Genomic DNA, 25,899 nt, shown 5'->3' on the forward strand with positions numbered 1-25,899 from the left:
AATGGAAAAATATGTAACGCTGTCTTTTGATGACGGTCCGGACGCAGAAACCACACATGTTGTGCTTGATGTACTAAAAAAGCACAATATCAAAAGCAGTTTCTTTGCCATATGCTCGAAACTTGAAGACCCGGAAGCAAGAGATGCGGCAGAACGCGCAGTGCGGGAAGGTCACTGGTACGGTAGCCATTCTCACATGCACAAAACGCCGATGGGATGGATGGAAAATTTCGAGGATGCCATACCTGAAATCGATCTGGGCTTCGAGGCGCTTGGCGCACTTGCGAATCCCGAGATCATGTATCGGCCGTATGGCTTCGGTGGCGTTCTCGATACGCGCTTGTTGAACACTGTCGCGGTAGACCACTTACTGGAAAAAAAATACAAGTGCGTTCTGTGGGATTTCACACCTCGCGAATGGAAAAACGTCGACTCATGGGTAGACATGTGCGTTGACCATTGCGAAGGAAAAGAGTGGACCTGTTTAGCGCTAAGAGACAGTGAGAAAACAATCGGTGCGCAACTCGATGCATTGATTGTCAAGCTCAAGGAAAAGGGCTTCCAGATCAAGCAGGCCTTTCCTGATCATATTGTGCCAATCGCAGACGGGAAAATTTTGCAAAATATCGAAGGATATGTCGCAAAGAAAGAAACGAGACAAGCATGATCTTTTGCATCTATCGGATAGACAGGCACGGAAGCGGCACCGAGAGGAACAGGCTTAGGCAGCCGCATCTAGAGTACCTTTCGCGATATGCCGCGTCGATTCTTTTGGCCGGGGCACTTTTAGAGAATGGCAATCATGAAGACGCACCTGCTGCAACAGAAATCGGCAGTATGTACCTGGTCGAATTTGATGTTATTTCTGACGCTGAATTTTTCGCATACAATGACCCGTTTCATCTGGCAGGGCTATTCAAGGAGGTAAGCATTTCTGCTTTTGAAGCCCGGATCAGGAAGCCATTTGCCGGTGTTAACTAGCTAGCAAGTGGCTGGAACGTTCGGAGAATTCACTACGAACCCACTCAGTCAAGCTGCGCAGCCCCGGCAAGGCTGCGCGCTCGTCTGACACAAGAAAGTAATAAGTTCCATTCACCACGTGTCTGTCTTCCATGACCTGGACAAGTCGCCCTACGCGTATATCTTCCGCAATTTCAGAAAACCCGGCGAGTGTGATGCCGAGTCCTTCAATGGAGCCCTGGATCGCCAACTCCCTGCTTTCAAATATCAATTTCCGTGCATGCAAAGGAAGATCCATTCCGGTTCCACGAGCCCATGCCTCCCACTCCCCCGGCTGAGTTTCTACCTGCAAAAATCGAAATTCTTGCAAGCTTCCCGAAATACTTTTAGTGAGGCGCAAAAGTCTTGGACTGCAAACAATGACAAGTTTCTCGGAAAACAGTGGAATTTTCGAGTAACCCGGCCAATCAGTCTGGCCGAAGCGAATGGCACAATCGAGATCATTTCTGCCAGGGCGCGTCATGCTGCCGTCCTGCGAAGACAACCGTATGTTGACGTGAGGATGCATCTCCTCGAATTTAGCCAGATTAGGAATAAACCAGCGTGAGGCGAAATTAACAGGCATAGCGATATGTACCGCCCCTCCCTTCTTGTTCTCTCGGAATTCTGAAATAGCGTTATGAAGATTATCGAAAATATCCGACAATACTAACAAAAGTTCCGCACCGCGCTCGGTCAACTCCAGGCCGCGACCAGTCCGATTAAATAACTTGGTACCAAGATCATCCTCCAAGAGCCGAATCTGATGACTGACACCCGACGCTGTGATACATAGCTCTTCGGCAGCATCGGCGAGGTTAAGATGCTTTCCCGTTACTTGAAAAGCACGCATTGCGCGAAGGGACGGAAGGCGGCTCATTTGAAGTTTCGGCAAAAATGAAAATGGAATCGGCTATCGGTTAGTAGCTTTGACAGCTTTAAACCGGAGATGTACGTAATCAGCAATCCAATCACCATGTCCCGTTTTCAACACAGGTTCAAGCAATTTCTTGGCATAGCCCATCGCCTCCATCCGAAGCTCCGGCGGCACCTTAGAAAAGAATGGTTCACCAAACATCTCGAACCAAGCCTCAATTCCTTTTGGTAAAGGTGTCGGACGAGGAAATGTCTGGATGGAAATAACAGAAAAACCACTGACCTCCAGCAAATCACAACACTCGTCGGAGGCTGGGTAATAGAAACGCGGCACTTCCTCCTCTTTGACGCCGAAATGGAGCAGCGTAGCGATCATAGCGGTGTGGATCGCAGCCACATTACGATGCGCTCCGGTTTCCACCACAAAACGTCCGCCGGGTTTTAGAGCACGCCAGACACCCGCAAATACCTTGTCCACTTCCGGCATCCAATGAATGGATGCATGGGAAAAAACGGCATTGAATCGCGCTGGAAAGCTCAGGTTTTGAGCGTCAAGTACAAACGCGTTCACGCCACGTTCTCTGGCGCGTTTCACAGCATCAGGATCGATATCCACACCGGTGACGCGCGCACCACTTTCCATCAACAGTGCAGAAAGCAAGCCGTCACCACACCCCAAGTCGAGGACCTCCTCTCCCTGTTCGACGTTCAGTAATTCAACAACGCGCAGACCATAATCTCGGACAAACCGAACATCAAGTGATTGCGTAGCAGAAAGGCAAGAATTCATGCTGGACTTTCGTTACCGGATCTATGATAAAACTATACATTAAAAATCACAATCTATCAGCCTCGCGTTAGCGCAACTGCTCAGCCTTTCCATTGCGCCAAATGAATAGCGACTCATGCGGCTCAGTAAGGTCGCCCTTGCTGTCGAATTTCACAGTGCCCAGCGCCGTATCGAAAGAGTGCGAATGCAAATAATCGACGATATTATTTCCCATCCTCCCTCGATTTTTCTCCAGCGCTTGAATCAGAATTTGGGTACTTGCATAAGCATTCAGGGTGAATCCATCAGGTTCCGCTCCAATAGCCTGTAAAGACACCAATGCCTCACGCGCGCTAGGCTCGTCGCGATAGTCGTGATCGAAGGTGAAGAGCAGCCCTTCTGCCGCACCGCTCGAAGCGTCCCATACACTGTGATTTCCCGCGCCATCGTTGGAAATAAATTGTCCTTTAAATTGAGCGGCACGTGTTTGTTTTAGAAGCTCGCCCAACTCCGCCGCCTGGTGTCCACCGTAAAAAATGACATCAATCTCACTTTTGACCAGATCTGCGGCAATCGTCGAAATCTGCTCGGTACCATCAAGAGTAAATATTCGCTCAGGCTTGATTCCTTTTTTCGCAAGTGCATCGAGAACCCTTCCGCCGTGCCCTTTCCCGGTAAGGTCGCCTTCTTGAACGATCGCAATTTTCTTTCCTGCGAATTTTTCAGCGATAAATCCTGCAGCCAGTTTGGCCTGCTCATCATCTCGACCGGCTACGCGAAACACATTATGCAAGCCACGTTCCGTTAATGCCGAATTGGATGACGCCGCTGAAACCATCGCAATATTTGCCTCGGCATATATCACGGACGCAGGCATTGAGGCAATCGAACAAACATGTCCAAGTACAGCTTCCGCTTTTTTTTCAACTAGCTGCTTTGCAATCGTTTCAGCTCGATCAGCCGCACAACCGTCATCAATGAATTCGGCCGTTAAGTGCCCCCTATTTTTTTGACTTGCATTAGCATGATTTATTGCTGCCGTTACACCTGCACGAATCTGCGTGCCAAAGTTGGACAGACTGCCGGAAAAAGGCGCGACGACGTATAGAGTAGTATCTGCCGTATCGTTGGCTGCAAAAGTCGGATTACAACAAATTAGCAATGCCAATATAAAAATTAATTTAAATCCAGTTTTTCCATTTTCCATGACAGATCCAGTATTGTGCAATGGAATGCCCCGTGACACTCCAAACAGCGTATTTTAGAAATTTTGCCGATGTGCCAATTTGAATATCTACACTGGGTTATTGACAGAAGCAAAAATAGGGAAAGTCCTATGCCGCCTATGAAAGGCTAACTATCATAGGACTTCCTCTATTGGTTAATATGCGGTCCCAGGCAACCTGAAAATCATCTCAAGTATTTTAGAACTTATGGCGGACACCCAAAGCAACTGCTGCCTGGTTACCCGATGCACCAACTGTAGAACCCAAAACCCCCGGGTTGGTTGTATTTGTCGCGCGTAGGTCCGACACGAATGCGTACAAGTCAGTACGTTTCGAAAGAAAATAGTCGGCACCCAGATTGAACTGATTCAATGTACCGTTTTTAGCGCCAATGAAATCGAGTTTAGTATGTTGCACACTAGCAAGTAGATGTAAGGGACCGGTAACAGCGTAATTTACGCCAGCTTCGAAAATATCAGCCTTGTCGTTGCTCAAGCCACCGATGATGTTATTGGTCGCCGCACTTGCCAGTGGTTGCTTCGCACGCGACCAGTTACCATACAGACGTGCCGGACCGGCTTGATAGCTAGCCCCTAGCGTAAATGTCTTCAGCGCTGTATCACCGGGATGACCGATGAATACGGGAGCAGAATTAACTAAGGAAACGTCGCTAGCTCCAGCCGTGGGCGTGCCTAGTTTAGATTGGTAGTAAGCAGCGAATAAAGTGATGGGGCCTCTTAGATATTGACCACCCAGACCAAACGATTGACCTGTCGATGTCTGACCGGCGACTTCCCCTAAACCATAGATCGCGCTAGCAGTAAAACCAGCCAGGCTTGGCGTGTTGTAACGGATCGAGTTGTTGGTGCGAGTACCTTCCAGGCGGTCCAGAACATGTCCCGGTGCAGCAACAAAAGTACCAAAATCGACAATAGAGGTCCACACACTGACATCGTCCAGAAGGTCAGTTTGACGACCAAGCAGAACAGTCCCAAAGTTGCCACTCAAGCCAACTACGGATTTACGACGGAATAAAGTAGATGTCCCTTTGTCGCTTTGCAATGCACCGGTGTCATTGGCGAAGCCAGTTTCCAGTTGGAACACCGCCTTCAGACCGCTCCCCAAATCTTCAACGCCTTTGAAGCCTAGACGTGACCCCTGGACGATCCCGGAGACCATGCTTAATTGACTACCCGTCTTGCCACCCGGTACTGCGGTCGTATTAGCTTTGTTTGTATAGGCGACGCCAGTATCAACGATGCCGTAGATTGTGACCGAGCTTTGTGCTTGCGCTGTGCCTGCGGCTAGCACTGCAAGTGCGATGCATGATTTTTTCATTTAATAATCCCTATATATAATTTTTTTAGTCATCTGCGGGTATTGCGAAAGTAAAGAGTTGTCAGTAATTTTCTTTGGTTGTATATCCCCTTCCATGTTGTCGGTTGGCACTCAATTTAAAGCCGTGATAGAGCACTTGCGAATACCTGAAAAGCGCTACAGTCGGGAGCGATGCAAGTCCAATTGCTGCTTGTCAGTCCGGGTGGTAGCATCATCTTCGCGAAATCCCAACAAACGCTGACCTAGTAACCAACGTGGCGTGCCAACGTCGCATAGTGGGAGCAACAACATAGTCAACCGAAGTCAAGTTCAAGCTTACGAAGCTGGTAACGGATATCTCGCCACCGAAAAAAACTTAGTTTCAGCGAAATAAATAGTGACTTAAGATTAGCAACACGAAATATCCGAAGCAAATCAAAAAATTCGTCCGTGATTCAAATTAATTCAATCCAACATTAAAGTAAGCTCTCTTTCACATGCTTCGCTCTTGAGCGGCGCAGCGATTCGCCACGGCTACCCGAACGCATGTAAGGCTGCAGTAGCAGCAACATGTATATGCGGCAGCACAGGTCATCTGACCAACTGCAACAAGAAGCAGATACCGGTGTAAGAGGTTTGGCGAGTTACTAAGCTGTACTTCAGCTAGTGAGAACGCTCAGGGGGGGAACGATTAGTGAGCGCAATTAATGCGAACGATTTGAATACACGTGCAGATCAGCAGCACGATACTCGACGCCTGGCTAAACAGCATTCCGCAAATCATATTCACTGCAACCACCAAGACAATGATTGTTTTTCGTTCGAACCTATCGAAAATAGGTACGTTTTCGGTACGACGGCAAACACACGTAGCCGAACTCGCCACTCGCCGGGACCTGTTCGGATAAAAAAATACACCTATTAAGTCATTTTAAAATCAACATGCCAATAGCAACACGCCCTATTAAATCTAACTCAAATATAAATCAGAGTTCATCATACAACCGCCGGGGCAACGTGCGGTGCCGTCCGCAATGTCTCCGCAATCAACTCCAATGCATGCTGAATTTCTTCACGGTTGGCGACGCCGCCGATGCAGACCCGCACCGCTTCCGGCGGTTGCATCGATACCGAAAAAGCATCGCTCGCCACCACACCAACACCGGACGATTGCAAATGCGCTGCAAATGCTTTTCGATCCCATGGCGCAGGTAGACTAATCCACAAATGGAAAGCCTCCGGATGCGAGAGGTAACTTCCCGCCGGTAATAATCGCGCCGCTAGCTTTTGGCGCGCCATCGATTCCTTGCGGATCGCATTCAACGCCAAATCAGCCGTGCCGTCGCGAATCCAGCGGGTTGCCAACGCCGACGTAATGGGCGATGCCATCACCGTCGTTGCCCGCACCGCAGATGCCAGCCGGGATGCATATTGTGCGTCGGGAGCTACCAGATAAGCAATTCTTAAACCTGCGCCAACACATTTTGCCAAACCCGCAATATAAAACGTCACATCCGGACCGATGCTAGCGATTGCTGGTGGCGTCACGCGCGGCAAAAAACCGTAGGCGTCGTCCTCGATAATCGGCACCTCATAATGACGGGCCACTTCCACCAACGCCTGTCGCCGCGTGTGTGACATCACTATCGTAGTCGGATTGAGCAAAGTCGGATTGCAATACAAGGCTTTCGGCGCGTATTGTGCGCATGCAGCCGCAAATGCAACCGCGTCGATTCCCTCACGATCCATCGGCAAGCCTATCAAACGGATGCCAAGTTGACCTGCTAATGCTCTTAGTCCGGGATAAGTCAGCTCTTCACAACAAATGACCGATCCTGATGGTGCTAGCGTGGTTAGCACGGCGACCAACGCAGCTTGCGCACCAGGTACAACCAACAAGCGATCATGATCAACCACCAATCCGCGTCGGCGCAACCATAACGCACCAGCCTCACGGTCTTCGGGCGATCCGCCAAAATCTTGATACCGCAGCAAATCTCTTAACTTACCACTCACGCTGGCAAAGCCGCTTTCCATGAGCGTTAATAATTCCTCCGAGACGGGTTCCGGCGGCATGTTCATTGACATGTCGACGTTAGGTCGCCCTTCAAATACACGGGGAATTTTGGGGCGGCGAAGACCGCACACAAACGTACCGCGCCCAACCACAGAATCCACCAAACCGCGCCGGTGTGCTTCTGTGTAAGCACGCGCCACGGTAGTGAAATCGATGCCCAGCAACTCAGCCAGCTTACGTTGTGGCGGCAACCGTTGCTCTGCGGCTAATTGACCCACAGCAATATCGTCGGCGATGGCATTGGCAATCGTCAGATAGAGAGGGCCGCTTCCCTTTTTCAATTTTGGCAACCATCCATTTTGAAGCTTTACCATCTTCATTACTCCCATTCAATCCTGCGTCACTCTTCAGGCTAAAAAAAATCTTTAATACAATGTATGCATTTTTCATTCCATACAATCACTCTGTAATTCGACTCGAATTGTCCAAAAATATGCCTGTTCTGCACCATCCCTGCGCATTTTTTAGGCACTTCTTGCACGAAGTTAAAGCATGCGTTTCCGCTATGGTGCAACGTCATAATGTGAATTGAATGGGACGATTGAATGGATTTTCATCAAACCCGGAAATTCGCCCAAATCCAGGCCCGTGGGAAACGCAATAGCAATGCGGCTTTGCCATTTTAAAAATCGATTGCATGCATTTTTTTCCATTCAATATGGGCATATAGACCGATTGCATGGCACGCCATATGCATTCAATGAGGCCGTCACGACAGTGCGTCTGACCGACAGCAATCAGCAAATGTCGCCGCATTTCAACCCATTCATCAGGAGCTATCAACATGCCAACGGTCAAACATCCAGCCCACGTTAAAGGCGATTTCTTTGTCGATTACGAAGAGAAAGTATTTGAAGATATCAAAGCTTTACCGGGTGAAAAAGCACTGGTTACTTTTCATACTGTTGCCTTTGAAGGGTCGATTGGGTTTGTCAATTTATTGCAAGCCACGCGCCTGCAACGCAAAGGTTATGAAACCTCTATCTTGTTATACGGTCCCGGCGTCACATTAGGTTTGCAACGCGGCTTTCCAACGCTTGGCGATGAGGCATTTCCGGGTCATCTGAATTTTAATAACCGGATCACTTCTTTCATGGAAGCAGGCGGCAAAGTCTATGCCTGCCGCTTTGCGCTTCAAGCTTTATACGGCCACGGTGAGCCTTCGTTGATTCCCGGTATTCGCGCAATCAATCCACTTGACGTACTGGATTTGAAGTTGATCCACACGCGTGCAAACGCGTTCATTCTTGATACCTGGACGCTATAAACCTTGCAAAGGGCGGATCATGAAAACGGACAATACAATGACAAGATCATCGCAAAAAAAGACGGTACGCGCGGCAGCGATTCAGATTGCACCAGACCTTGAAAGTGCTGGCGGCACGTTGTACAAGGTTTGTACAGCGATTGAAAGTGCGGCTGCAAAAGGTGCGGAGCTCGTAGTTTTTCCAGAGACCTTCGTGCCCTACTATCCTTACTTTTCTTTCGTCCGGCCGCCCTTTGCAGCAGGTGCTGAACACCTGCTTTTATACGAACGTGCAGTCGTTGTACCGGGTCCGGTAACCGCTGCCGTCTCGGCTGTTGCTCGTAGTCACGGCGTAGTCGTTGTGCTGGGTGTGAACGAACGCGATCACGGTACGCTATACAACACGCAACTAGTGTTCGATGCCAATGGTGAACTGGTGTTAAAACGTAGAAAAATTACGCCGACTTATCACGAGCGCATGATCTGGGGTCAAGGCGACGCCAGTGGACTCAAAGTCGTGGAAACCGCCGTCGGTCGTTTGGGTGCGCTGGCATGTTGGGAACACTACAATCCACTAGCACGCTATGCTTTGATGGCGCAGCATGAAGAAATCCATTGTGCCCAGTTTCCCGGCTCTATGGTTGGACAGATATTCGCCGATCAAATGGAAGTAACGATACGCCATCATGCGCTTGAGGCTGGTTGCTTTGTGGTGAACGCCACCGGTTGGTTGACCGATGCCCAGATCATCGCGATCACACCCGATCCTGCCGTCCAAAAGGCGCTGCGTGGTGGTTGCTGCACTGCCATCGTATCGCCGGAAGGTGTGCTGTTGGCACAGCCACTGCGCAGCGGAGAAGGCATGGTGATCGCCGATCTCGATATGGCGCTCATCACCAAACGTAAGCGCATGATGGATTCCGTCGGTCACTATGCGCGGCCAGAATTATTAAAACTGGTCGTTGATGACCGTCGACATGCCCCTGTTTCACCACTTTTTAGTGAGGATACAGATAACACCGAAAACGAACAACCAACCTTCAACTCCGCCGACAGCCCAACTCTTGCGAGCACACATCATGCAAACAGTCTCCACACCACATCAACAACTAATTACTGAACTGCAATCGCTGGGCTTGCGACTCAATGACCCCAATGCTGGTGCTGCCAGTCGGCGCGGCGGGGCCGGCCCATCCGATCATAAGGCGGTTGTGGTGGATGGGCATACGGTGATGATTCCGGTGCATACGGCAAGCGCGTGGTCGTCGCCATTTGTGGCTGCGCCACTCGGTCCCGATGGCACCAGTGCGTTGCTGCGGGATGGGATTTCCGTTGGCGTTATCTCGTTCCCGCGTCAGCCACGTTTTTACAAAATGCAGACAATGGACGGTATTCCTTACTCCAAAATCGCGACATTACATGGCTCTGACGTACTGGCAACTACCGTGCTACAAAGCTGCATCCGCTACGAGAGTCGGCGTAAATCCTGTCAGTTCTGCGCGATAGGACAATCACTTGCTGCGGGCAGAACTATTTTGCGCAAGACGCCCGAACAATTAGCGGAAGTCGCGCGTGCTGCTGTTCTGTTGGATAACGTCAAGCATATGGTGATGACAACCGGCACGCCAAATGCCACCGATCGTGGCGCGCAGATTTTGTGCGAAAGTGCATTTGCCGTCAAGAGCGCGGTCAACCTGCCGATTCAAGGGCAATGCGAACCGCCGGACGACGATCTCTGGTTCAAGCGCATGCATGATGCCGGAATCGACTCACTTGGCATGCATCTCGAAGCAGTAACGCCTGAGGTGCGCGCTCGTATCATGCCAGGCAAGGCAAGCGTTTCGATTGCGCGCTATTTCGACGCGTTTGAAAGCGCTATAGAAGTATTTGGATATGGTCAGGTTAGTACTTACATACTCGCTGGACTTGGTGATACCACCGAAGCGATTTTGAGTATATGTGAAAAACTGATCGCCATCGGTGTCTATCCGTTCGTTGTGCCTTTTGTGCCAATTGCAGGGACGCCGCTGGAAGATCATCCCGCACCATCACCCCAATTCATGCGCGAACTACTGACACCACTGGCAGCCATGCTGGAATCGCGTGGCTTGCGCTCAACCGATATCAAAGCGGGTTGCGGGCGTTGCGGTGCCTGTTCATCATTATCAACTTTTGAGAAGAAGCCATCATGAGCGCCGTCTGCACGCCACTAGTTGTCAATGCCGATAACGCTTTTGCAAATGCTACGGTACGCATCAAACTTGCGACGACACGATACGAACGTGAGGCAGCAAAACGCTTGAGGTGTGCTGTTTTTTGCGATGAGCAAGGCATCTTTGAAGGTGACGATACAGATGAAATCGATCAACGCGCATACCCTATTGCGGCGATTCTCTGTATTCCGGACATGCCCGATGAGCTCGTCGGGACCGTCCGTATTGTCGAGTCGCAATCTGGCATCTGGTATGGGTCACGTCTGGCTGTGGCGCGTCATGCGCGGCGAATCGGGTCAGTTGGTACTGGCTTAATTAACCTGGCAGTGCGTACCGCGCATGCACATGGATGCAAAACTTTTTTGGCGCAGGTACAAAACCAGAACGTGCCGTTGTTTGAAAGACTGCACTGGGCCTCGATAGACGAGATTGACGTCCATGGTCGTCCACATCATTTGATGCAAGCCGACCTTAACTTTTATCCACCGATGCACGATGGCGATATCGGCTTTGTGCTGATCCCTGGTGCGATATGAACATCGCCGGTCCAAAGTTGAACGCAGCATTACAAGAATCAGGTGCATTAATCACATTAAGCGCACTAACGACGATGTTGCGCGACTCACGCGGCATCGCGCATAAGCGAGATATTGATGCCGTTATCCGCACACTGGGAACCACCTATGATCGCACCGCCGCTGTGCCGGTCGGAGATGACTGTGCGGCAATCCCTGAACCCGACGGTAACGGTTATCTGTTATTTGCGATTGAAGGCTTTATCAATGAATTTGTCGCACAAGAACCGTGGTTTGCCGGATATTGTGGCGTGATGGTCAATGTCAGTGATATTTATGCCATGGGCGGTCGTCCAGTTGCCATCGTCGATGCATTGTGGAGTCGCACCGGCGATGCTGCGCAACCGATACTGGAAGGACTGGCAGCGGCCTCAACCATTTATAACGTGCCAATCGTTGGCGGTCATAGTAACCGCCGCAATGATAGAGAGCAATTATCGGTCGCTATCATTGGCCGAGCCAAGCGGCTTCTGACCAGCTTCGATGCACGTCCAGGTCAGCACTTGGTGGCCGCCATAGACTTGCGTGGGCACTTCCATGAGCCGTATGATTATTGGGATGCCAGCAGCGGTTCACCAGCACAGCGCCTGCGTGATGATCTTGCGCTATTGCCGATGATTGCAGAAGACGGCTGGTCTGAAGCAGGCAAGGACATTAGCATGGCAGGCGTAGTCGGCACTGCATTAATGCTGCTGGAATGTTCAGCAATTGGTGCGACCATTAATCTTGATGCTATTCCTAAGCCTCAGAACGTCGCGCTGGAACGCTGGTTAACCGCCTTCCCCAGTTATGGTTTTTTGCTCAGCGTAGCCGATGTACATCTGGAACAAGTATTGCAGCGCTTCACAGCGCGAGACATTGCCTGCGCTGCGATCGGTCGCACCGATGCCTCCGGCGTCGTGCGGTTGCAACGCAACGGTGAAACGGAAACGCTATGGGACTTCAACGCAGAGCCGTTGATTGGCTGCGGGCCAATGTCGGCAATATCCGCCGGAGTTAAAAGCCACTAAGTGAAAAGCCACGATTTTAAAAACCTTTTATTTTCGACAATCCGATACGACGTCCGCCCTTTATTGTTATATGGAGAGAACCATGCCCGTAGTCCACTTTAGCGTCCGCTGGCCGGACAATTCAACCAGCGATTGCTACTCTCCATCGCGGGTCATCAAAGATTATCTGGAAGTCGGAAAAAGTTATCCAATCCCCGATTTTGTAGAACGCAGTAGCGCCGCATTAACCATGGCGAGCGAGCGTGTGCAGCAAAAATTTGGCTACATGTGCTCATCCGCGATGGATCAACTTGGTCAAATAGAACGCACTGCCAGCCGGTTTGAAGATCAGGAAAACGCATTGGTCATTGTCGAAGCGTTTCGCCCGTGACGGCTGACTGTTCATTCTTTTTGCGATTGACCATTCGCTTGATCCCTTATCCGTCATTTATCCAATCAGCATTTGGAGAATAAATATGAATACTTCACCTCAATTATTGCAAGACAATCATTATTCGGTATTGATTATCGGCGGCGGCCAAGCCGGATTGTCGATGAGCTACAACCTGAAGCAGCAATGCATTGACCACCTTATTCTTGAAAAGAACCGTATCGGCCACGCCTGGAGAAGCGAACGCTGGGACACGTTTTGTCTGGTGACACCCAATTGGCAATGCACATTACCGGGATTTCCTTATACTGGAAACGATCCGTACGGATTCATGAAAAAAGATGATATCGTCGACTACATTGACCGATACGTCGCCTCATTCGAACCACCTGCCGCCGAGGGCGTCGGAGTTACAAGGCTGCTTCGCAATGCTGCAAACGTGTTTGAAATCGAAACAACCAAAGGCAACCTGACAGCTGATCAGGTTGTGGTTGCCATCGGTGGTTATCACATACCAATAATCCCAGGCGCGGCAGAAAAATTACCCGATCACATCGTGCAATTACATTCGTCTGATTACGTCAATCCTGAGTCACTTCCACCTGGCGATATTTTGGTCGTTGGTACAGGACAATCCGGTTGCCAGATAGCTGAGGATCTCCATCTCACCGGCCGCCGCGTGCACTTATGCGTCGGTGATGCACCGCGCGTTGCACGCACCTATCGTGGCAAGGATGTGGTGGAATGGCTTGACCACATGAAGTATTACGACCTTCCCGTTGAGCGCCATCCGCTTGGCACGGGCGTGCGCGAAAAAACCAATCACTACGTCACTGGACGTGACGGTGGACGCGATATTGATTTGCGCAAATTTGCGCTGGAAGGAATGCAATTATATGGTCGCTTCGAGACGTTCGCCGATGGTATCGCAACGTTCGGCAGCGAATTAAAAAATAACCTCGACAGTGCCGATGCGGCCTCCGAAAACATCAAAAACAATATCGATAAATTTATCGCCGACAATGCCATTGATGCACCAAAGGAAGCACGCTACGTGCCGCTCTGGGAGCCACCAGCGGATGCGCCGCAACGTCTTAATATGGGCAGCAATAACATTGCCGCGGTCATCTGGTGCATCGGCTTCCGTACCGATTTTAGCTGGATCGAAGAAACCATCTTTGATGCACGCGGCTATCCGGGCCACACGCGCGGCGTGACAGACATTGCGGGGCTGTATTTTCTTGGCTTGCCTTGGCAATACACATGGGGATCGGGACGATTTTCGGGCATTGCACGAGATGCCGGATATTTGCTGGAACACATTGTCCGACATCGCGATAAAAACCTGCCTACCATGAAGATATCTGTGCAATCAACACAACTAGAAGTGCAAAATAAATCAGCGCTTAATTGTTAAAATTACGCATCAAATTTGCGCTCACTGACCATCAACTTAAATATTAGGACGAGACAGATTCAAGTAAAGATAAAAAATAAGAACTAAACCGAAGGACAAAAGCGCAGCTCTGACTGGCTGACCGGGGAATTAACTGCACCAAACCAACAATAAAAAAAGGAAGCCTTTTGGGCTTCCTTTCTTATTTTGGAGCGGGAGAAGAGGCTCGAACTCTCGACCTATACCTTGGCAAGGTATCGCTCTACCAACTGAGCTACTCCCGCGTTTTCTTTGCTAACCGATACAGGAGGAGATTCCCGAAATCCAAACCTATCTGGAGAGTGACCTCGGCGAAAGGTGAATCTACTCTTGTATCGGCTATGCTTTACTTAAAATCGCAAAACACATTTAAAGCTAACTAACGAAGGACCGAAGTATAGCAGCCCTTCAACAAACGCACAACACCTAATTCAAACTTGATAAAAAATGTCTTCACAATGGTAAATATAGCGTTAAAACACAACATTCAACAATGTGGTGACAAATCCCTCATCACATTTCGATAATTTAATTATCACACTGAATCATCCAAAAAATCAACAGCGCAAAGAAATCTTATGTAAATTTTCGACACTGAGGCGACTCTCGCGTTACCGGAAGCTGCGCGCGCAAATCTTTCGACGATTTTTATTGCCGCAATTTCTTTAGGGAAAGACACCATCGCACAAGCGGTATCTCCATAGACCAATGGGCTATTGCATCCCAAATGCCTGTAAAACCAACCAGATATTCGCTGCAGAAATAACAACGAACAACATCCATGACAGCGCCGAGGTTGTCAGCGAATTGGCAAAGACTCCCATTAAGTCGCGGCGACTAGTAAGCTTAATCAACGGATACATGGCAAAAGGTAATTGAAGGCTCAATACGACCTGACTCATCACCAACAAACGTCCCACAGAATGTTCGCCCCACAAGATTACACCAATCAATGCCGGCACCAAAGCCAGGCTGCGTGTAATCAAGCGGCGCTGCCAGCAGGGTATTTTTATTTTTAGAAAACCATCCATAATGACCTGGCCTGCGATTGTTCCGGTAAATGTCGAGCTTTGGCCTGAGGCCAGCAAGGCCACGCCAAATAAAATACCTGCCACGGCGGTGCCCGCAATCGGGTCTAGTAAGTGGAACGCTTCGTCGATTTCCACAGCAACGTGACTACCGCTGGTGTGAAAGGCAGCGCCAGCCAAAACCAGAATAGCGACATTGATCACTAGCGCGACCATCAGGGAAAATATCGTATCCAGACGTGAAAACCGGATCGCCTGCTGCCGGCTGCGATCATTACTCTCAACCACGCGAGTCTGGACAATCGAAGAGTGCAAATAGAGATTATGCGGCATGATCGTCGCACCAAGAATGCCAATAGCCAAATAAAGCGGTTCTTGGCCGGCCAGCGCTTTTAACGACGGGATCGCGCCAGCGGCGACGGCGCTCCAGTCTGGCTTGACAAATAACAGTTCGGCAAACAGACAAACACTGATGGTGAGAATCAAACCAAGAATGATTGCCTCAATCTGCCGAAAGCCTTTTCCTTTAAGACCGAGCACGATAATCGTATCAAATGCCGTCAGCAATACCCCAGTCACCAGCGATACGCCAAACAGTAACTTGAACGCCAGTGCGCTTCCCAATACCTCGGCAACATCACACGCGATGATCGAAACCTCAGCAAAAAACCACAGAGTTTTGCCCGCACGTGGACTGTATTGTTCGCGGCAATGCACTGCTAGATCTTTTTGGGTGGCAATACCGAGTCGCATACTCAGACACTGCAACACGATCGCAGCAAGGCTCGACAAAATCACCACAAAAAGCAAGCTATAGCCGAATTGTGATCCCGCCTGAATATCGGTCGCCCAATTTCCGGGGTCCATGTAACCGATTGAGACCAACAAACCTGGACCAGTAAAGCGGACTATTTTTCGCCATAGCGGTGCAGTGGGAGAAACTGCTACCGTACCGACGACTTCAGACGGGCAGAATGGCGCAGTGGCCGTAGTAGGTAAACCAAACATAGTTTTTCAGTACACGAGGATGAATTTGATTCAATCGCAAGGCTGGTGCTCTGCGATGGTTTGAAGCCTATCAAATAATGCATCACTAGTGTAACGACTTTATGCCAAACACCCTACCCGCTCTTGCAAACGTCCCAGCATGGGTAGATATTCCTTTACAACTAACGAGTTTTACCATCGTTTTTGCTTGAAAACCAATCCATAACAAAAACACCCAAACACCGTGAACAAACGATCTGCTAGGGTATTTTGATATCCGGGACGATCAACAAGCTGCCAGAAACTACCCTAACCGTATACCAGCGCCAATGCCCTCGCACCAGGCGCGCATAGATCGCAAGGTACGAGCCAACTTGCAGCGCGACGATAACTAAAGCACTCACTATCGTATCACCAGCGACAACTGCAATGAATGACATGACCGCCACCCAAGTGCCGACAAAGCACACCACCGCCGCATTACGTAGCCATGGCCTGGCAGGGTTATGACGCAGCATTTGACACACGACACGACGATAAATCAGGGCATGAAGATGCAGGCGATCTGCATGTCCGGGACTCATTTTTCGGACGATCTTCCTACGATAGATACTATATAGCACTTCAATAATAGGGTACGCACAGATTGCCAATACCTGCCATGCGTTGATCGAAGGATTGCGTATAAGTAGCAATATCATGACCTCGGAAACCAAAAAACCCAAAAGATAAGCCCCGCCATCTCCGAGAAATAATCGTCCTGTCGGGTAATTAACGACCAAAAAGCCGAAGGCAGCTCCCGCAATCAACAACGCCAACTGGGTCACCAACACGTCTCCACACCGCCATGCGAGATACCCAAGTGCGGCCAACATAATAATAACTACGGTTGCCGCGATGCCATTAAAACCGTCAATTATATTGATAGCGTTGGTCCCGCCAGCGACCACGAAAGCGGTCACAAGAATAGCAAATGGAACGATTGTTAATAAAGCGTCGAAGCCCCATATGTCCAGACCATCAATGATGGCACCAGATAACCAGCTTGCTAGAAATGCAGAAACCATACTGGCTACCAGGCGCGCCTTGACCGATACTCTTTTTGTCAGATCTTCCAACGTACCAACCAGAAAAATAGGGCAACTGGCAAGCAGGAGTGAAAACACGTCTTGTATGTTGATTGGCTTAACAAGAGACGGACTAACGATTGCAAAAAAAATGGCTGAAAAAATGAGGCCAGTCATCACAGCGATCCCGCCAATGCGCGGGACTGCTATTGTATGGACTTTTTGTATCGCAGAAAGATCGTGATCTAAAGAATGCTTACCGTGCCAATTTTGTGAAAGTACAATCAACAAACTGGTCGCAAAGCTGAGAATCGCAGCAGCAACACCGAAAGAAGCCATATTCAATATGTTCATTGCGCCAGCCATTTTGGAGTTAACTTAATTGATCTCAGGTTTAATCTTAAAAAAGACCGGTTCGGGGTAACTAATATCAGCGCTTCAGTTCCGATTTTTAGCGCCGCATTCATCTCACCACTGCACTTTTTACTTACTTCTCCGAACTAGCCAGCGTCAGCAATCTCATCAACCTTACTAACGCGAGCCGTGATTAAAAGTCGGGGCCAAATATGCGTATCACACCCATCTCATCGCTTTATGGGTTTGAGTGAATTGTGCCATTTTCGGTAACGAGAACAATTGAGGTATTTTTTGTGCAACCGATTGTTCGCTCGATAGCCAGCGGACCAAGTCATCCCCAGACATTGGTTTTGCGAAGTGATAACCCTGCCCTACATCAAAGCCAAGTTCTTGAAAAAAAGTCGCGTCACTCTCAGATTCGATGCCTTCTGCAACTGTTCGAAGATCAAGATTTTTCGCCATATTAACGATTGAATTGAGGATTAGAATCGAGCGCTTATTTTTTCGCGCAGACGCGATAAACGATTGATCGATTTTAATTTCGTTAAACGGCATCTGGCTTAATTGCTGCAATGAGGAGTAACCTGTCCCGAAATCATCAAGCGACAATCCGAAACCGTGCATTTGCAATCTGGTAACGCTTTCCAGCAATCCTTTGTAGTCCTTGGGAAGCGCTGTCTCGGTGACCTCGATAGTAATACGCTCAGGATTTACCTGATGTTCCTTCACAATGGCCAACCATCTGTTCGGTATCGCAGTATTTTCCAAGGTTAACGGTGATGCATTGATAGAAATACTGATTTCCGGCCTAGTCGAATACCACTTTTTAGTGGACTCAAGCACGTTGCACAGCAGATCTTCAGTCAATTGGTCAATCAGACCCGCAGACTCCATCAAAGGAATAAATTGCGACGGAGGAATCACACCTTGATCTGGATGCATCCATCGTGCAAGAACCTCAACACCGACCGGCGTGCGCGTAGCAAAGTCTAATTTTGGTTGAAAATAGGGCACGAATTGCCCTCGTTTTAAAGCGGTACTCAGATCTTCTTTAGACCAGCACTGAAACGGCACTCTCTTGCGGAAAACATATTCAGCTTTTTGTGGATGCAAGGCCGGCGATATGAGATTTTTGAGATTAGAGAATTTAACTGGCTTAATGATCCGACCAGAAAGTCGTATGCCGTAACTTAATATTATTTCTTCTGCAGAACACAGTAGATCATCTTCCAACGCTGATGAAAGAATGACTCGACCTATTTTTGCACGGGGCGCTTCACGGAGAAATTCTATTCCATCCATGCCGCCCATCCGTAAATCGCAGATCGTGAAATCAAACTCCTCGGCATAACCATCAAGCAGCGCTAATGCCTGTTGCGCATCAGCTGCTTCGGCCACAAAACCGACTCCTAGAACTTTCAAATACATCACTAGAGTGGCACGCTGACTTTGATCTTTTTCAAGAACCAGTATCTTTTGGTTAGAAAAAATAGAATAGGGAATTTTCATAAGACCAATCTAGGTTAGCCGTTCAGATCAACACTGGGCTGATATCGGAAGTCAACTCAATATCAGGTTCCAACCAGCATTGCAGAACCTCTTTGAGAGAGGCCGTAGAAGCAGGTTTCGCAATATAACAATCCATTCCAGCCTCAAGACAACGCTCCCTGCCTCCCTCCGTACTATTTGCAGTAACCGCAATAATAGTCAAATGCGCTCCGGTAATTTTCTCGTGCTGCCTGATTTTTTCAGTCATTTCGTATCCATCCATGACCGGCATCTGGCAATCTGTAAAGATAATCTTGCAGCTATTACTAGATAGCCAAGATATTGCTTCCGCACCGTTCGATAGAACTTTTACGGCGTCGAAACCAATCCTCTTTAACTGATGAACAATCAGTTTTTGAAGGATTTTGTTATCTTCGACAACGAGAATTCCAGGCTGTATTTTCATCATTTTTAGCGATAGGTATTTTTGTCGTTTAGGGCGAGCCCTTAGCAACGCGCTATAGTTCCGGAGACTTTTTTGTATAATTTATTGACGTTCCGTTTGACTCTTAGTCGCAAAAAAACCTCGTGATAAGCCAAGGCTTTTTTGCGATGACCACATTGTTTATTTTGCAGGCAGGCCAGCTAGCAATCCGGTCAGTAGACCTGACACAGGTGTCAACGCGCCCGCGCCAGAAGTACCAGTCACACCACTCAATGTGCTAGTCAAACCGCTGACTAGTCCAGTAACCGGCGCCAGGGAACCGGCACCAGGAGTAGCGACGCCGCTCAATACACTGGTCAGACTACTCACCACTGTTGTCACAGGAGACAACGAACCAGCTCCTGCTGAGCCAGTGACGCTAGTCAATGTGCTAGTCAACGTGCCAACTAACCCAGTGACTGGTGCCAGAGAACCAGCACCCGGAGTAGCAACGCCGCTTAACGTACCAGTCAAGCCACTGATCAGACCGGTGACTGGTGCCAGAGAACCAGCACCCGGAGCAGCAACGCCGCTTAACGTACCAGTCAAGCCACTGATCAGTCCGGTGACTGGTGCCAGAGAACCGGCACCCGGAGTAGCAACGCCGCTTAACGTACCAGTCAAACCACTGATCAGTCCGGTAACTGGTGCCAGAGAACCAGCGCCAGGAGTAGCAACGCCGCTTAACGTACCAGTCAAGCCACTGATCAGTCCGGTGACTGGTGCCAGAGAACCGGCGCCAGGACTAGCAACGCCGCTTAACGTACCAGTCAAGCTCCCTACCAACACTGTTAGCGACGACAGCGATCCCGCGCCAGGAGCCCCTGGCAAGCCGCCTACAGTGCCAGTTACACCTGTAATCAAACTAGTCAACGACCCTAAAGGATTGGTCCCTGTAGCGCCGCCTAAGCCGCCTGTCAGAGAGCTAAGAAGAATTGTCGCTGGCGACAATGGATTGGTACCACCGCCCGCTAAGCCGCCAAGACCGGCGAACAAACCATTGACCTGGTTACCCAATAACGGTTGCAAGCTATTGGTCAAACTGTTGTTAGCGAGAGCAATCACAGTGCTACCCACAGTCGTCACGACACCGCCCAAACCTGCGGATAGTGGCGTATTAATGCCGCTCAGTTGCGTGCCACCAGCAACGACGGCGCTGCCAACCGCGATGAGCAAGCCGTTAACTGGCTGGTTAAGACCAGTAGTATTGCCAACTGCTTGCGTTACTGTATTAACAGTGCTGGTAAGAGGCACAATCGCTGTGCTTAATGCCAGCGTAACCTGCTGGACCGGGCCTGTCGTCAATGTAGTCGTTAATGGCACAGCGATTTGTTTTACAACACCACCAACAGCGACCACCAGTCCACCAACCGGTGTGGTGACCGGGGCCAGAACTGAAAGCTGATCGCTACCTAATCCAATCACCAGTTGTCCGGCGCTTTGGACTGTGTCGCCAACCTTACCGACCACACCACCAACACTACCGACGGTGATACCCACTGGATCTGTTGCAGTACCGATCTGACCAAGGCCGTTTGTCACGCCAGCACCTAGCGTTGTCAGGACGCCGCTACCATTGCTGACAACACCATTCAAGCCACTACTTATGCCAGAAGTTAATGGCAACTGACTAGTCAACGTCGTACCTAGGCTACCTACTGCAGTGCCGATACTTGATACGACTGAGCCTGTATTAGAAAGAAGATTCGACTTAACTAAATTGTTAGTTCCACCACCAGTGCCACCAGTGCCGCCAGTTGCGCCTGTACCACCAGTTGCGCCTGTACCACCAGTTGCGCCTGTGCCGCCAGTTGCGCCTGTGCCGCCAGTTGCGCCTGTACCACCAGTTGCGCCTGTGCCGCCAGTTGCGCCTGTGCCGCCAGTTGCGCCTGTGCCGCCAGTTGCGCCTGTGCCGCCAGTTGCGCCTGTGCCGCCGGTTGCACCATCCGTGCCATTGCTACCATTTGTACCAGCTGCACCTGTACCACCCCCAGCTCCCGTGCCGCCAGTTGAAGCATCGCCAGTACCACCTGCCGTGCCACCCGCTGTGCCACCACTACTCGCTCCACCGATTTTGCCTATCGTACCGTTGCCAGCACATCCCGATAACAAACCAGCAAACAATAGTGATACTGCGATTAGGCTTCTTTTCTGTGATGTTTTCATGATATTTCCCCGGGTTGGTAATGCAGAAACGCCTGCTTTGGGGTCCTTAATGCAAATAACATACCAGAGGAAAATATCAGAAAATTTAGCTTGTTTTAATAAGTAGAAATTTGTACAAATTTTAAATAAATGCTTTTAAAATCAATCACTAACGATTCTTTAGCAAATTTTTAAGGGCGCAATTTTAATCGGGAAAATATCTATTTTTGGACGTAACACGTTACGTTACATCAAGGAACATCAGTATTCCCTGGCGTAAAAATTCGTTGCCTTTTCAAATACAAAAAAGTGATTTGTTCTACTTTATAAACCACGCTTTTCTAAAGGAATTACACTGAAAAATTAATGCCAGAGACCTTTATATGGTTAAAAGCGCACCCTATTTACCCACCCGGCTACGGCCAAAACTATCTGTCGGTAACGGCAAACGGCGCAATATATATACTGCTGGAATACAAAGCAGGATCGCTAGAGCGCTACTCACCACACTCCATCCAATACCATAGTTATAATTTTTCGGAATCAAATGCAAAGAAATCGCCATACCACGAATAAAACTAAAAAAAATGAAGTGCAATGGAAAAATCGTTAACGTATTTTCTGAAAGCCATTTACTGACTATCGACGACGGTAATAGCCTGGAAACAGAAAAGGTGGCGATAATCCCTAGCAATGCGATTGGAAAATAGAGTGAAGGCCACACACCAAAATGCATGTTAGCCAGGTCGACCGAGCCAGTTTTAGACACTACAAAAGCAAGTAATCCAAATGCGGCAATAAAAGTAAAAATAAAATACACTCGCTTAATATGAGTGAAATAATCCTTATCTCGGACGCATTGTCCGATGGCATAAAACGCAAGCCCTATCCACATGCTATCCAATCCCAAAGGAAATCTATAAGGTACAAACTTCCACAGCATTGAGATGGCAAACGCCAGAACCACAAACAGACAAGTGGAAGTCATCGTTGTCAATAATTTGCGCGAGGCGTGATAGGCGATGACCGTCAGCAAAAAGCACGGAAAAAACCAAAGCGGAGGATCGACGTAAAGATCAGACTCAAGTCCGCTAAAAAATCCTACCACCGGCCCGTACCAAGTATTCCCTGCATAAAGCAGTGCCTTGATGCCGACATTACGTGTCACCAGCCAGTAAATAAAAGTAACCAAAAAAAAGAGCACATAAGGTATGCCTATATTTTGTAAACTTTTTTTTGAATTACTGACAATAGTCGCCTCTAATTTAGTCGGCTTAATCAGAAATCCGGAAATAAAAAAGAATAACGGGACATGAAAACTAAAGATTAAATGCGACAAATAATCCGGAAGACCTCTACTATGTCCGAGAACAATAAGGGCAATACCAATAGCTTTAGCATTGTCGATAAAACCATAATGATTCTGTGCTGGCACATTACGTGTTGCGCTAGCAGTCACAATATTTCCCGCTAGATCACTCACGAAACCAGTCTCGTGTCGGAAAACTTATCTGGCGCCAATAGCCTTTCCACTACTGCAGACCAGCTTAAATGCTCTTTATGAGGGGGCAAACGTGGTGTAACCAGCGCGCTGCGTAGCGCGCGGAAAATAGAATCTGCATCGCCGGGCTGATATCCAAAGCGCGAGACGAAATCCCCTACGATGCCATCAGGGCACACGGCAGGTAGACCAAAAAAGTCATACTGCATCAGCTTCATTGAGGTATCGGAAAGATAGCGTGGAACGTTTTCTGATCGATAAGGTGCTATTCCTACGGTTGCATGTTTGATATATGGCAGCGTAAGGAGATGTGGCATCTCATCATGCACAACAACGTTTTTTCCAAAGTCAGGATGCGCCGCCATACCGCAACCAATAATATGAAAAGTCACTTCAGGAAAAAGTCTTGATGCCACTACAAAAAAATCTGGATCGAACAACATTGATCCCACCGATACCGCAGTCAGACCGGGTCCATAAGGAGATGGATCAGCATGTTCTTCGACCGAAAAATCAAAGCCGTGTGGTACTACATAACAATTATCCAGACTCGGCATCTCATCAGCCATGAATCGAGAAGTGAGGCAAATCGCGTCCATTTTTGGCGCGACTTCCGTAAAAATTTCCTTAACATACGATGCAACATTAATCGTAGCAAGGTCATCAGAAGCAAGATAAATGGTTTTTGCCTGCGGATTCAGGCGCTTTACAAGATCGAAAAAAATTGGAGCGATTCCACTTTCAAAGATTACAACATCCGCTTGCTCTATCCATTCGACCAAGACAGGATTGGGATTGTTGACGTATCGTTTAAATAAAAATTTTTCTATAGGAGAGAAAATATTTTTACGCGTATTGAATGGATGGATAAATGTCTTCCATAGAAAACAGTGGATGCCATCGCGCAAACCTACTTTATTTGCGAGACTATTTAGCGATTTTCTGGGGTCGGATTTTAACTGCGATAGTAGACTGTATTGGCAAGAAAAAAAACTGGTAGGACCATATTTTTTTAATTCAGCTGCAATAAAATGTACGTTCACCCTTCTTCGGGACCGATAGTCGTGGGCAGTAATCATTAGAGATCGCATTGTGTATCTTTCTAGAAGTAAATTCTTGCTTGGCGTTCTAATCTGACCGGGCATAGAAAAATACAATTTTTCGTCGTTGCTTGGTGGTGATACTTAAAGGCATTGCTCAACATCTTGGTGCCATGTTGATCTGCCATCTATTCACAGAAATACTTCATCAGTTAGGCGTCTGATTGCGGATTAAGTTCGGCATTAAACTTTGTAATAAGGGTATTATTTAAAAGTTCATAACAGCATCCGGTTTTTCCATCAGAATCACCCGCTTAAATTCTGCTTGTATGCGCGCTAGTGCATCTTCCGATTCGGCCTCAAAACGCATGACTGCCACCGGCGTGGTATTCGATGCCCGCACCAATCCAAAGCCATCCGGATATTCCACGCGTAAGCCATCAATCTTGATAATGTCATCCGCACCGGGAAACTCCGCTTGCTGCTGTAAAGCGGCAATCAGCGTAAAGTTCTCGCCCTCGGCCAAGGTCAATTGTAATTCCGGCGTGCTAGTCGATTGCGGTAGTGCGTTCAGCACCGCTGAAGGATCACTCTCCCGACCCAACAATTCCAGCAAGCGGACACCGGCATACAAGCCGTCGTCAAAACCATACCAGCGGTCTTTGAAAAACACATGCCCACTCATCTCACCGCCCAGCGGCGCACCGGTCTCGCGCATCTTCGCTTTGACCAGTGAATGGCCGGTTTTCCACATCAGCGGCTTGCCACCGTGCTGCGTAATCCATGGCGCCAGATGGCGCGTACATTTAACGTCGTACAAAATTTCCTGGCCCGGATGACGGGTCAGGACATCAGCGGCAAACAGCATCAATTGCCGATCCGGATAAATGATTTGACCATCTTTGGTGACGACGCCCAGACGATCGCCATCGCCGTCGAACGCCAGGCCAATTTCTGCGTCAGAGGTTTGCAGCGCCCGAATGACATCCTGTAAATTCTCCGGATGCGCTGGATCGGGATGATGGTTCGGAAATGTTCCGTCAACCTCACAAAACAATTCTTGCACTTCGCAACCCAGGGCGCGATACAGTTCACCAGCAAACGCACCCGCCACGCCATTGCCGCAATCGACAACGATCTTCATCGGCTTTGCCAACGTCACGTCGCTGAGGATGCGTTGCAGATAGGTGTCCTTGATATCGTGCGTGCTGTAATGCCCCACATTCTGCGTCTGCTCGACCGTGCGGCTAACCGCATCCGTCGCAATCGACTGATACAGTGCCTGAATGGTTTCGCCATAAATCGCCTCGCCCGCCAAAACCATTTTGAAGCCGTTGTAATCGGGAGGATTGTGGCTGCCAGTCACCATGACGCCGGATTGTGTGTCCAGCACATGGGTCGCAAAATACACCATGGGCGTGACGACGACACCGAGATCAATCACGTCGACGCCAACATCCTGTAACCCTGACGCCAGGGCCGCGGTCATTTCGGCGCCAGATAAACGGCCATCACGACCGATCACAACTGTCTTTTGCCCCTTAGCGATGGCCGCTAGGCCAAAAGCCTGACCGATATGACGCGCGATGCCAGCGTCAAGCGTTTTGCCAATAACACCGCGGATGTCGTAGGCTTTGAATATCGAATTTTGGAGTGGGAGCATAATTTTTTTAGTCAATTTAACTTAAT

General features: G+C 48.9%; 24 protein-coding genes and 1 tRNA gene. 9 read left to right on the forward strand and 16 right to left on the reverse strand.

The window, feature by feature from the left end:
• Nucleotide 1: 1 nt before the first annotated feature.
• Nucleotides 2–667: a polysaccharide deacetylase family protein gene (locus tag QN379_RS16730; protein ID WP_322239751.1), complete on the forward strand. Its 666-nt coding sequence runs from the start codon at nt 2–4 to the stop codon at nt 665–667.
• Nucleotides 664–981, forward strand: coding sequence for a YciI family protein (locus QN379_RS16735; RefSeq protein WP_322239753.1), 318 nt, complete (start codon nt 664–666; stop codon nt 979–981). The genes QN379_RS16730 and QN379_RS16735 overlap by 4 nt, the downstream gene beginning before the upstream one ends.
• Here QN379_RS16735 and QN379_RS16740 read toward each other — a convergent pair.
• From QN379_RS16740 to QN379_RS16765, 6 genes are all read right to left on the reverse strand, one after another.
• The gene (locus QN379_RS16740) at nt 974–1,879 is read right to left on the reverse strand and encodes a LysR substrate-binding domain-containing protein (protein WP_322239755.1); all 906 of its coding nucleotides are present in this window, start codon (nt 1,877–1,879) and stop codon (nt 974–976) included. The genes QN379_RS16735 and QN379_RS16740 overlap by 8 nt on opposite strands.
• 33 nt (nt 1,880–1,912) lie before the next feature.
• A complete protein-coding gene (locus QN379_RS16745) occupies nt 1,913–2,665 on the reverse strand; it encodes a class I SAM-dependent methyltransferase (protein ID WP_322239757.1) in 753 nt (250 codons plus the stop codon).
• A gap of 67 nt (nt 2,666–2,732) precedes the next feature.
• Nucleotides 2,733–3,851 carry a branched-chain amino acid ABC transporter substrate-binding protein gene (locus QN379_RS16750; protein WP_322239759.1) on the reverse strand — a complete coding sequence of 373 codons (1,119 nt, stop codon included), beginning with the start codon at nt 3,849–3,851 and terminating at the stop codon, nt 2,733–2,735.
• 217 nt (nt 3,852–4,068) lie between these two features.
• Nucleotides 4,069–5,208, reverse strand: coding sequence for a porin (locus QN379_RS16755; protein ID WP_322239761.1), 1,140 nt, complete (start codon nt 5,206–5,208; stop codon nt 4,069–4,071).
• 156 nt (nt 5,209–5,364) lie between these two features.
• On the reverse strand, nt 5,365–5,499 hold the full coding sequence (locus QN379_RS16760) for a hypothetical protein (protein ID WP_322239763.1): 135 nt from the start codon (nt 5,497–5,499) through the stop codon (nt 5,365–5,367).
• 684 nt (nt 5,500–6,183) lie between these two features.
• Complete coding sequence (locus QN379_RS16765; RefSeq protein WP_322239765.1) at nt 6,184–7,578, reverse strand: PLP-dependent aminotransferase family protein; 1,395 nt, start codon at nt 7,576–7,578, stop codon at nt 6,184–6,186.
• A gap of 470 nt (nt 7,579–8,048) precedes the next feature.
• Here QN379_RS16765 and QN379_RS16770 point away from each other — a divergent pair, with 470 nt between their 5' ends.
• The 7 genes from QN379_RS16770 to QN379_RS16800 all read left to right on the forward strand — a co-directional run bounded on the left by QN379_RS16770 (nt 8,049) and on the right by QN379_RS16800 (nt 14,095).
• The gene (locus QN379_RS16770; protein WP_322239767.1) at nt 8,049–8,531 is read left to right on the forward strand and encodes an MSMEG_0572/Sll0783 family nitrogen starvation response protein; all 483 of its coding nucleotides are present in this window, start codon (nt 8,049–8,051) and stop codon (nt 8,529–8,531) included.
• A 37-nt stretch (nt 8,532–8,568) separates the two neighbouring features.
• Nucleotides 8,569–9,630, forward strand: coding sequence for a Nit6803 family nitrilase (locus QN379_RS16775; protein ID WP_323507123.1), 1,062 nt, complete (start codon nt 8,569–8,571; stop codon nt 9,628–9,630).
• Nucleotides 9,590–10,702, forward strand: a complete 1,113-nt coding sequence (locus QN379_RS16780) for an MSMEG_0568 family radical SAM protein (protein WP_323507124.1) — start codon at nt 9,590–9,592, stop codon at nt 10,700–10,702. The genes QN379_RS16775 and QN379_RS16780 overlap by 41 nt, the downstream gene beginning before the upstream one ends.
• The gene (locus tag QN379_RS16785) at nt 10,699–11,259 is read left to right on the forward strand and encodes an MSMEG_0567/Sll0786 family nitrogen starvation N-acetyltransferase (RefSeq protein ID WP_322239773.1); all 561 of its coding nucleotides are present in this window, start codon (nt 10,699–10,701) and stop codon (nt 11,257–11,259) included. Before QN379_RS16780 ends, QN379_RS16785 begins: the two co-directional genes overlap by 4 nt.
• Nucleotides 11,256–12,308, forward strand: coding sequence for a sll0787 family AIR synthase-like protein (locus QN379_RS16790; protein WP_322239775.1), 1,053 nt, complete (start codon nt 11,256–11,258; stop codon nt 12,306–12,308). The genes QN379_RS16785 and QN379_RS16790 overlap by 4 nt, the downstream gene beginning before the upstream one ends.
• A gap of 82 nt (nt 12,309–12,390) precedes the next feature.
• Nucleotides 12,391–12,678: an MSMEG_0570 family nitrogen starvation response protein gene (locus QN379_RS16795; RefSeq protein WP_322239777.1), complete on the forward strand. Its 288-nt coding sequence runs from the start codon at nt 12,391–12,393 to the stop codon at nt 12,676–12,678.
• 85 nt (nt 12,679–12,763) lie between these two features.
• On the forward strand, nt 12,764–14,095 hold the full coding sequence (locus QN379_RS16800; RefSeq protein ID WP_322239779.1) for an MSMEG_0569 family flavin-dependent oxidoreductase: 1,332 nt from the start codon (nt 12,764–12,766) through the stop codon (nt 14,093–14,095).
• A 187-nt stretch (nt 14,096–14,282) separates the two neighbouring features.
• Here QN379_RS16800 and QN379_RS16805 read toward each other — a convergent pair.
• The 10 genes from QN379_RS16805 to QN379_RS16850 form a co-directional block, all read right to left on the reverse strand.
• A tRNA-Gly gene (locus QN379_RS16805) sits at nt 14,283–14,358 on the reverse strand.
• A 468-nt stretch (nt 14,359–14,826) separates the two neighbouring features.
• The gene (locus QN379_RS16810) at nt 14,827–16,149 is read right to left on the reverse strand and encodes an Nramp family divalent metal transporter (RefSeq protein WP_322239781.1); all 1,323 of its coding nucleotides are present in this window, start codon (nt 16,147–16,149) and stop codon (nt 14,827–14,829) included.
• Between the two features lie 239 nt (nt 16,150–16,388).
• Entirely contained in the window at nt 16,389–17,549 is a 1,161-nt protein-coding gene (locus QN379_RS16815) for a glycosyltransferase (protein ID WP_323507125.1), read from the reverse strand.
• 219 nt (nt 17,550–17,768) lie between these two features.
• Nucleotides 17,769–19,061: an EAL domain-containing response regulator gene (locus QN379_RS16820; RefSeq protein WP_323507126.1), complete on the reverse strand. Its 1,293-nt coding sequence runs from the start codon at nt 19,059–19,061 to the stop codon at nt 17,769–17,771.
• 22 nt (nt 19,062–19,083) lie between these two features.
• Nucleotides 19,084–19,509 (reverse strand): response regulator, encoded by a 426-nt coding sequence (locus tag QN379_RS16825; protein ID WP_323507127.1) that lies wholly within the window; start codon nt 19,507–19,509, stop codon nt 19,084–19,086.
• Between the two features lie 156 nt (nt 19,510–19,665).
• On the reverse strand, nt 19,666–21,162 hold the full coding sequence (locus tag QN379_RS16830) for a collagen-like triple helix repeat-containing protein (protein ID WP_323507128.1): 1,497 nt from the start codon (nt 21,160–21,162) through the stop codon (nt 19,666–19,668).
• Between the two features lie 77 nt (nt 21,163–21,239).
• Nucleotides 21,240–21,593, reverse strand: coding sequence for a hypothetical protein (locus tag QN379_RS16835; protein ID WP_323507129.1), 354 nt, complete (start codon nt 21,591–21,593; stop codon nt 21,240–21,242).
• 476 nt (nt 21,594–22,069) lie between these two features.
• Nucleotides 22,070–23,152, reverse strand: a complete 1,083-nt coding sequence (locus QN379_RS16840; RefSeq protein ID WP_323507130.1) for an acyltransferase family protein — start codon at nt 23,150–23,152, stop codon at nt 22,070–22,072.
• Nucleotides 23,149–24,315, reverse strand: coding sequence for a glycosyltransferase (locus tag QN379_RS16845; protein WP_323507131.1), 1,167 nt, complete (start codon nt 24,313–24,315; stop codon nt 23,149–23,151). Before QN379_RS16845 ends, QN379_RS16840 begins: the two co-directional genes overlap by 4 nt.
• Nucleotides 24,316–24,478: 163 nt before the next feature.
• Nucleotides 24,479–25,873: a phosphomannomutase/phosphoglucomutase gene (locus tag QN379_RS16850; RefSeq protein ID WP_323507132.1), complete on the reverse strand. Its 1,395-nt coding sequence runs from the start codon at nt 25,871–25,873 to the stop codon at nt 24,479–24,481.
• Between the last annotated feature and the right edge of the window lie 26 nt (nt 25,874–25,899).

The organism is Glaciimonas sp. Gout2, from assembly GCF_035018905.1.
GTDB lineage: Bacteria > Pseudomonadota > Gammaproteobacteria > Burkholderiales > Burkholderiaceae_D > Glaciimonas.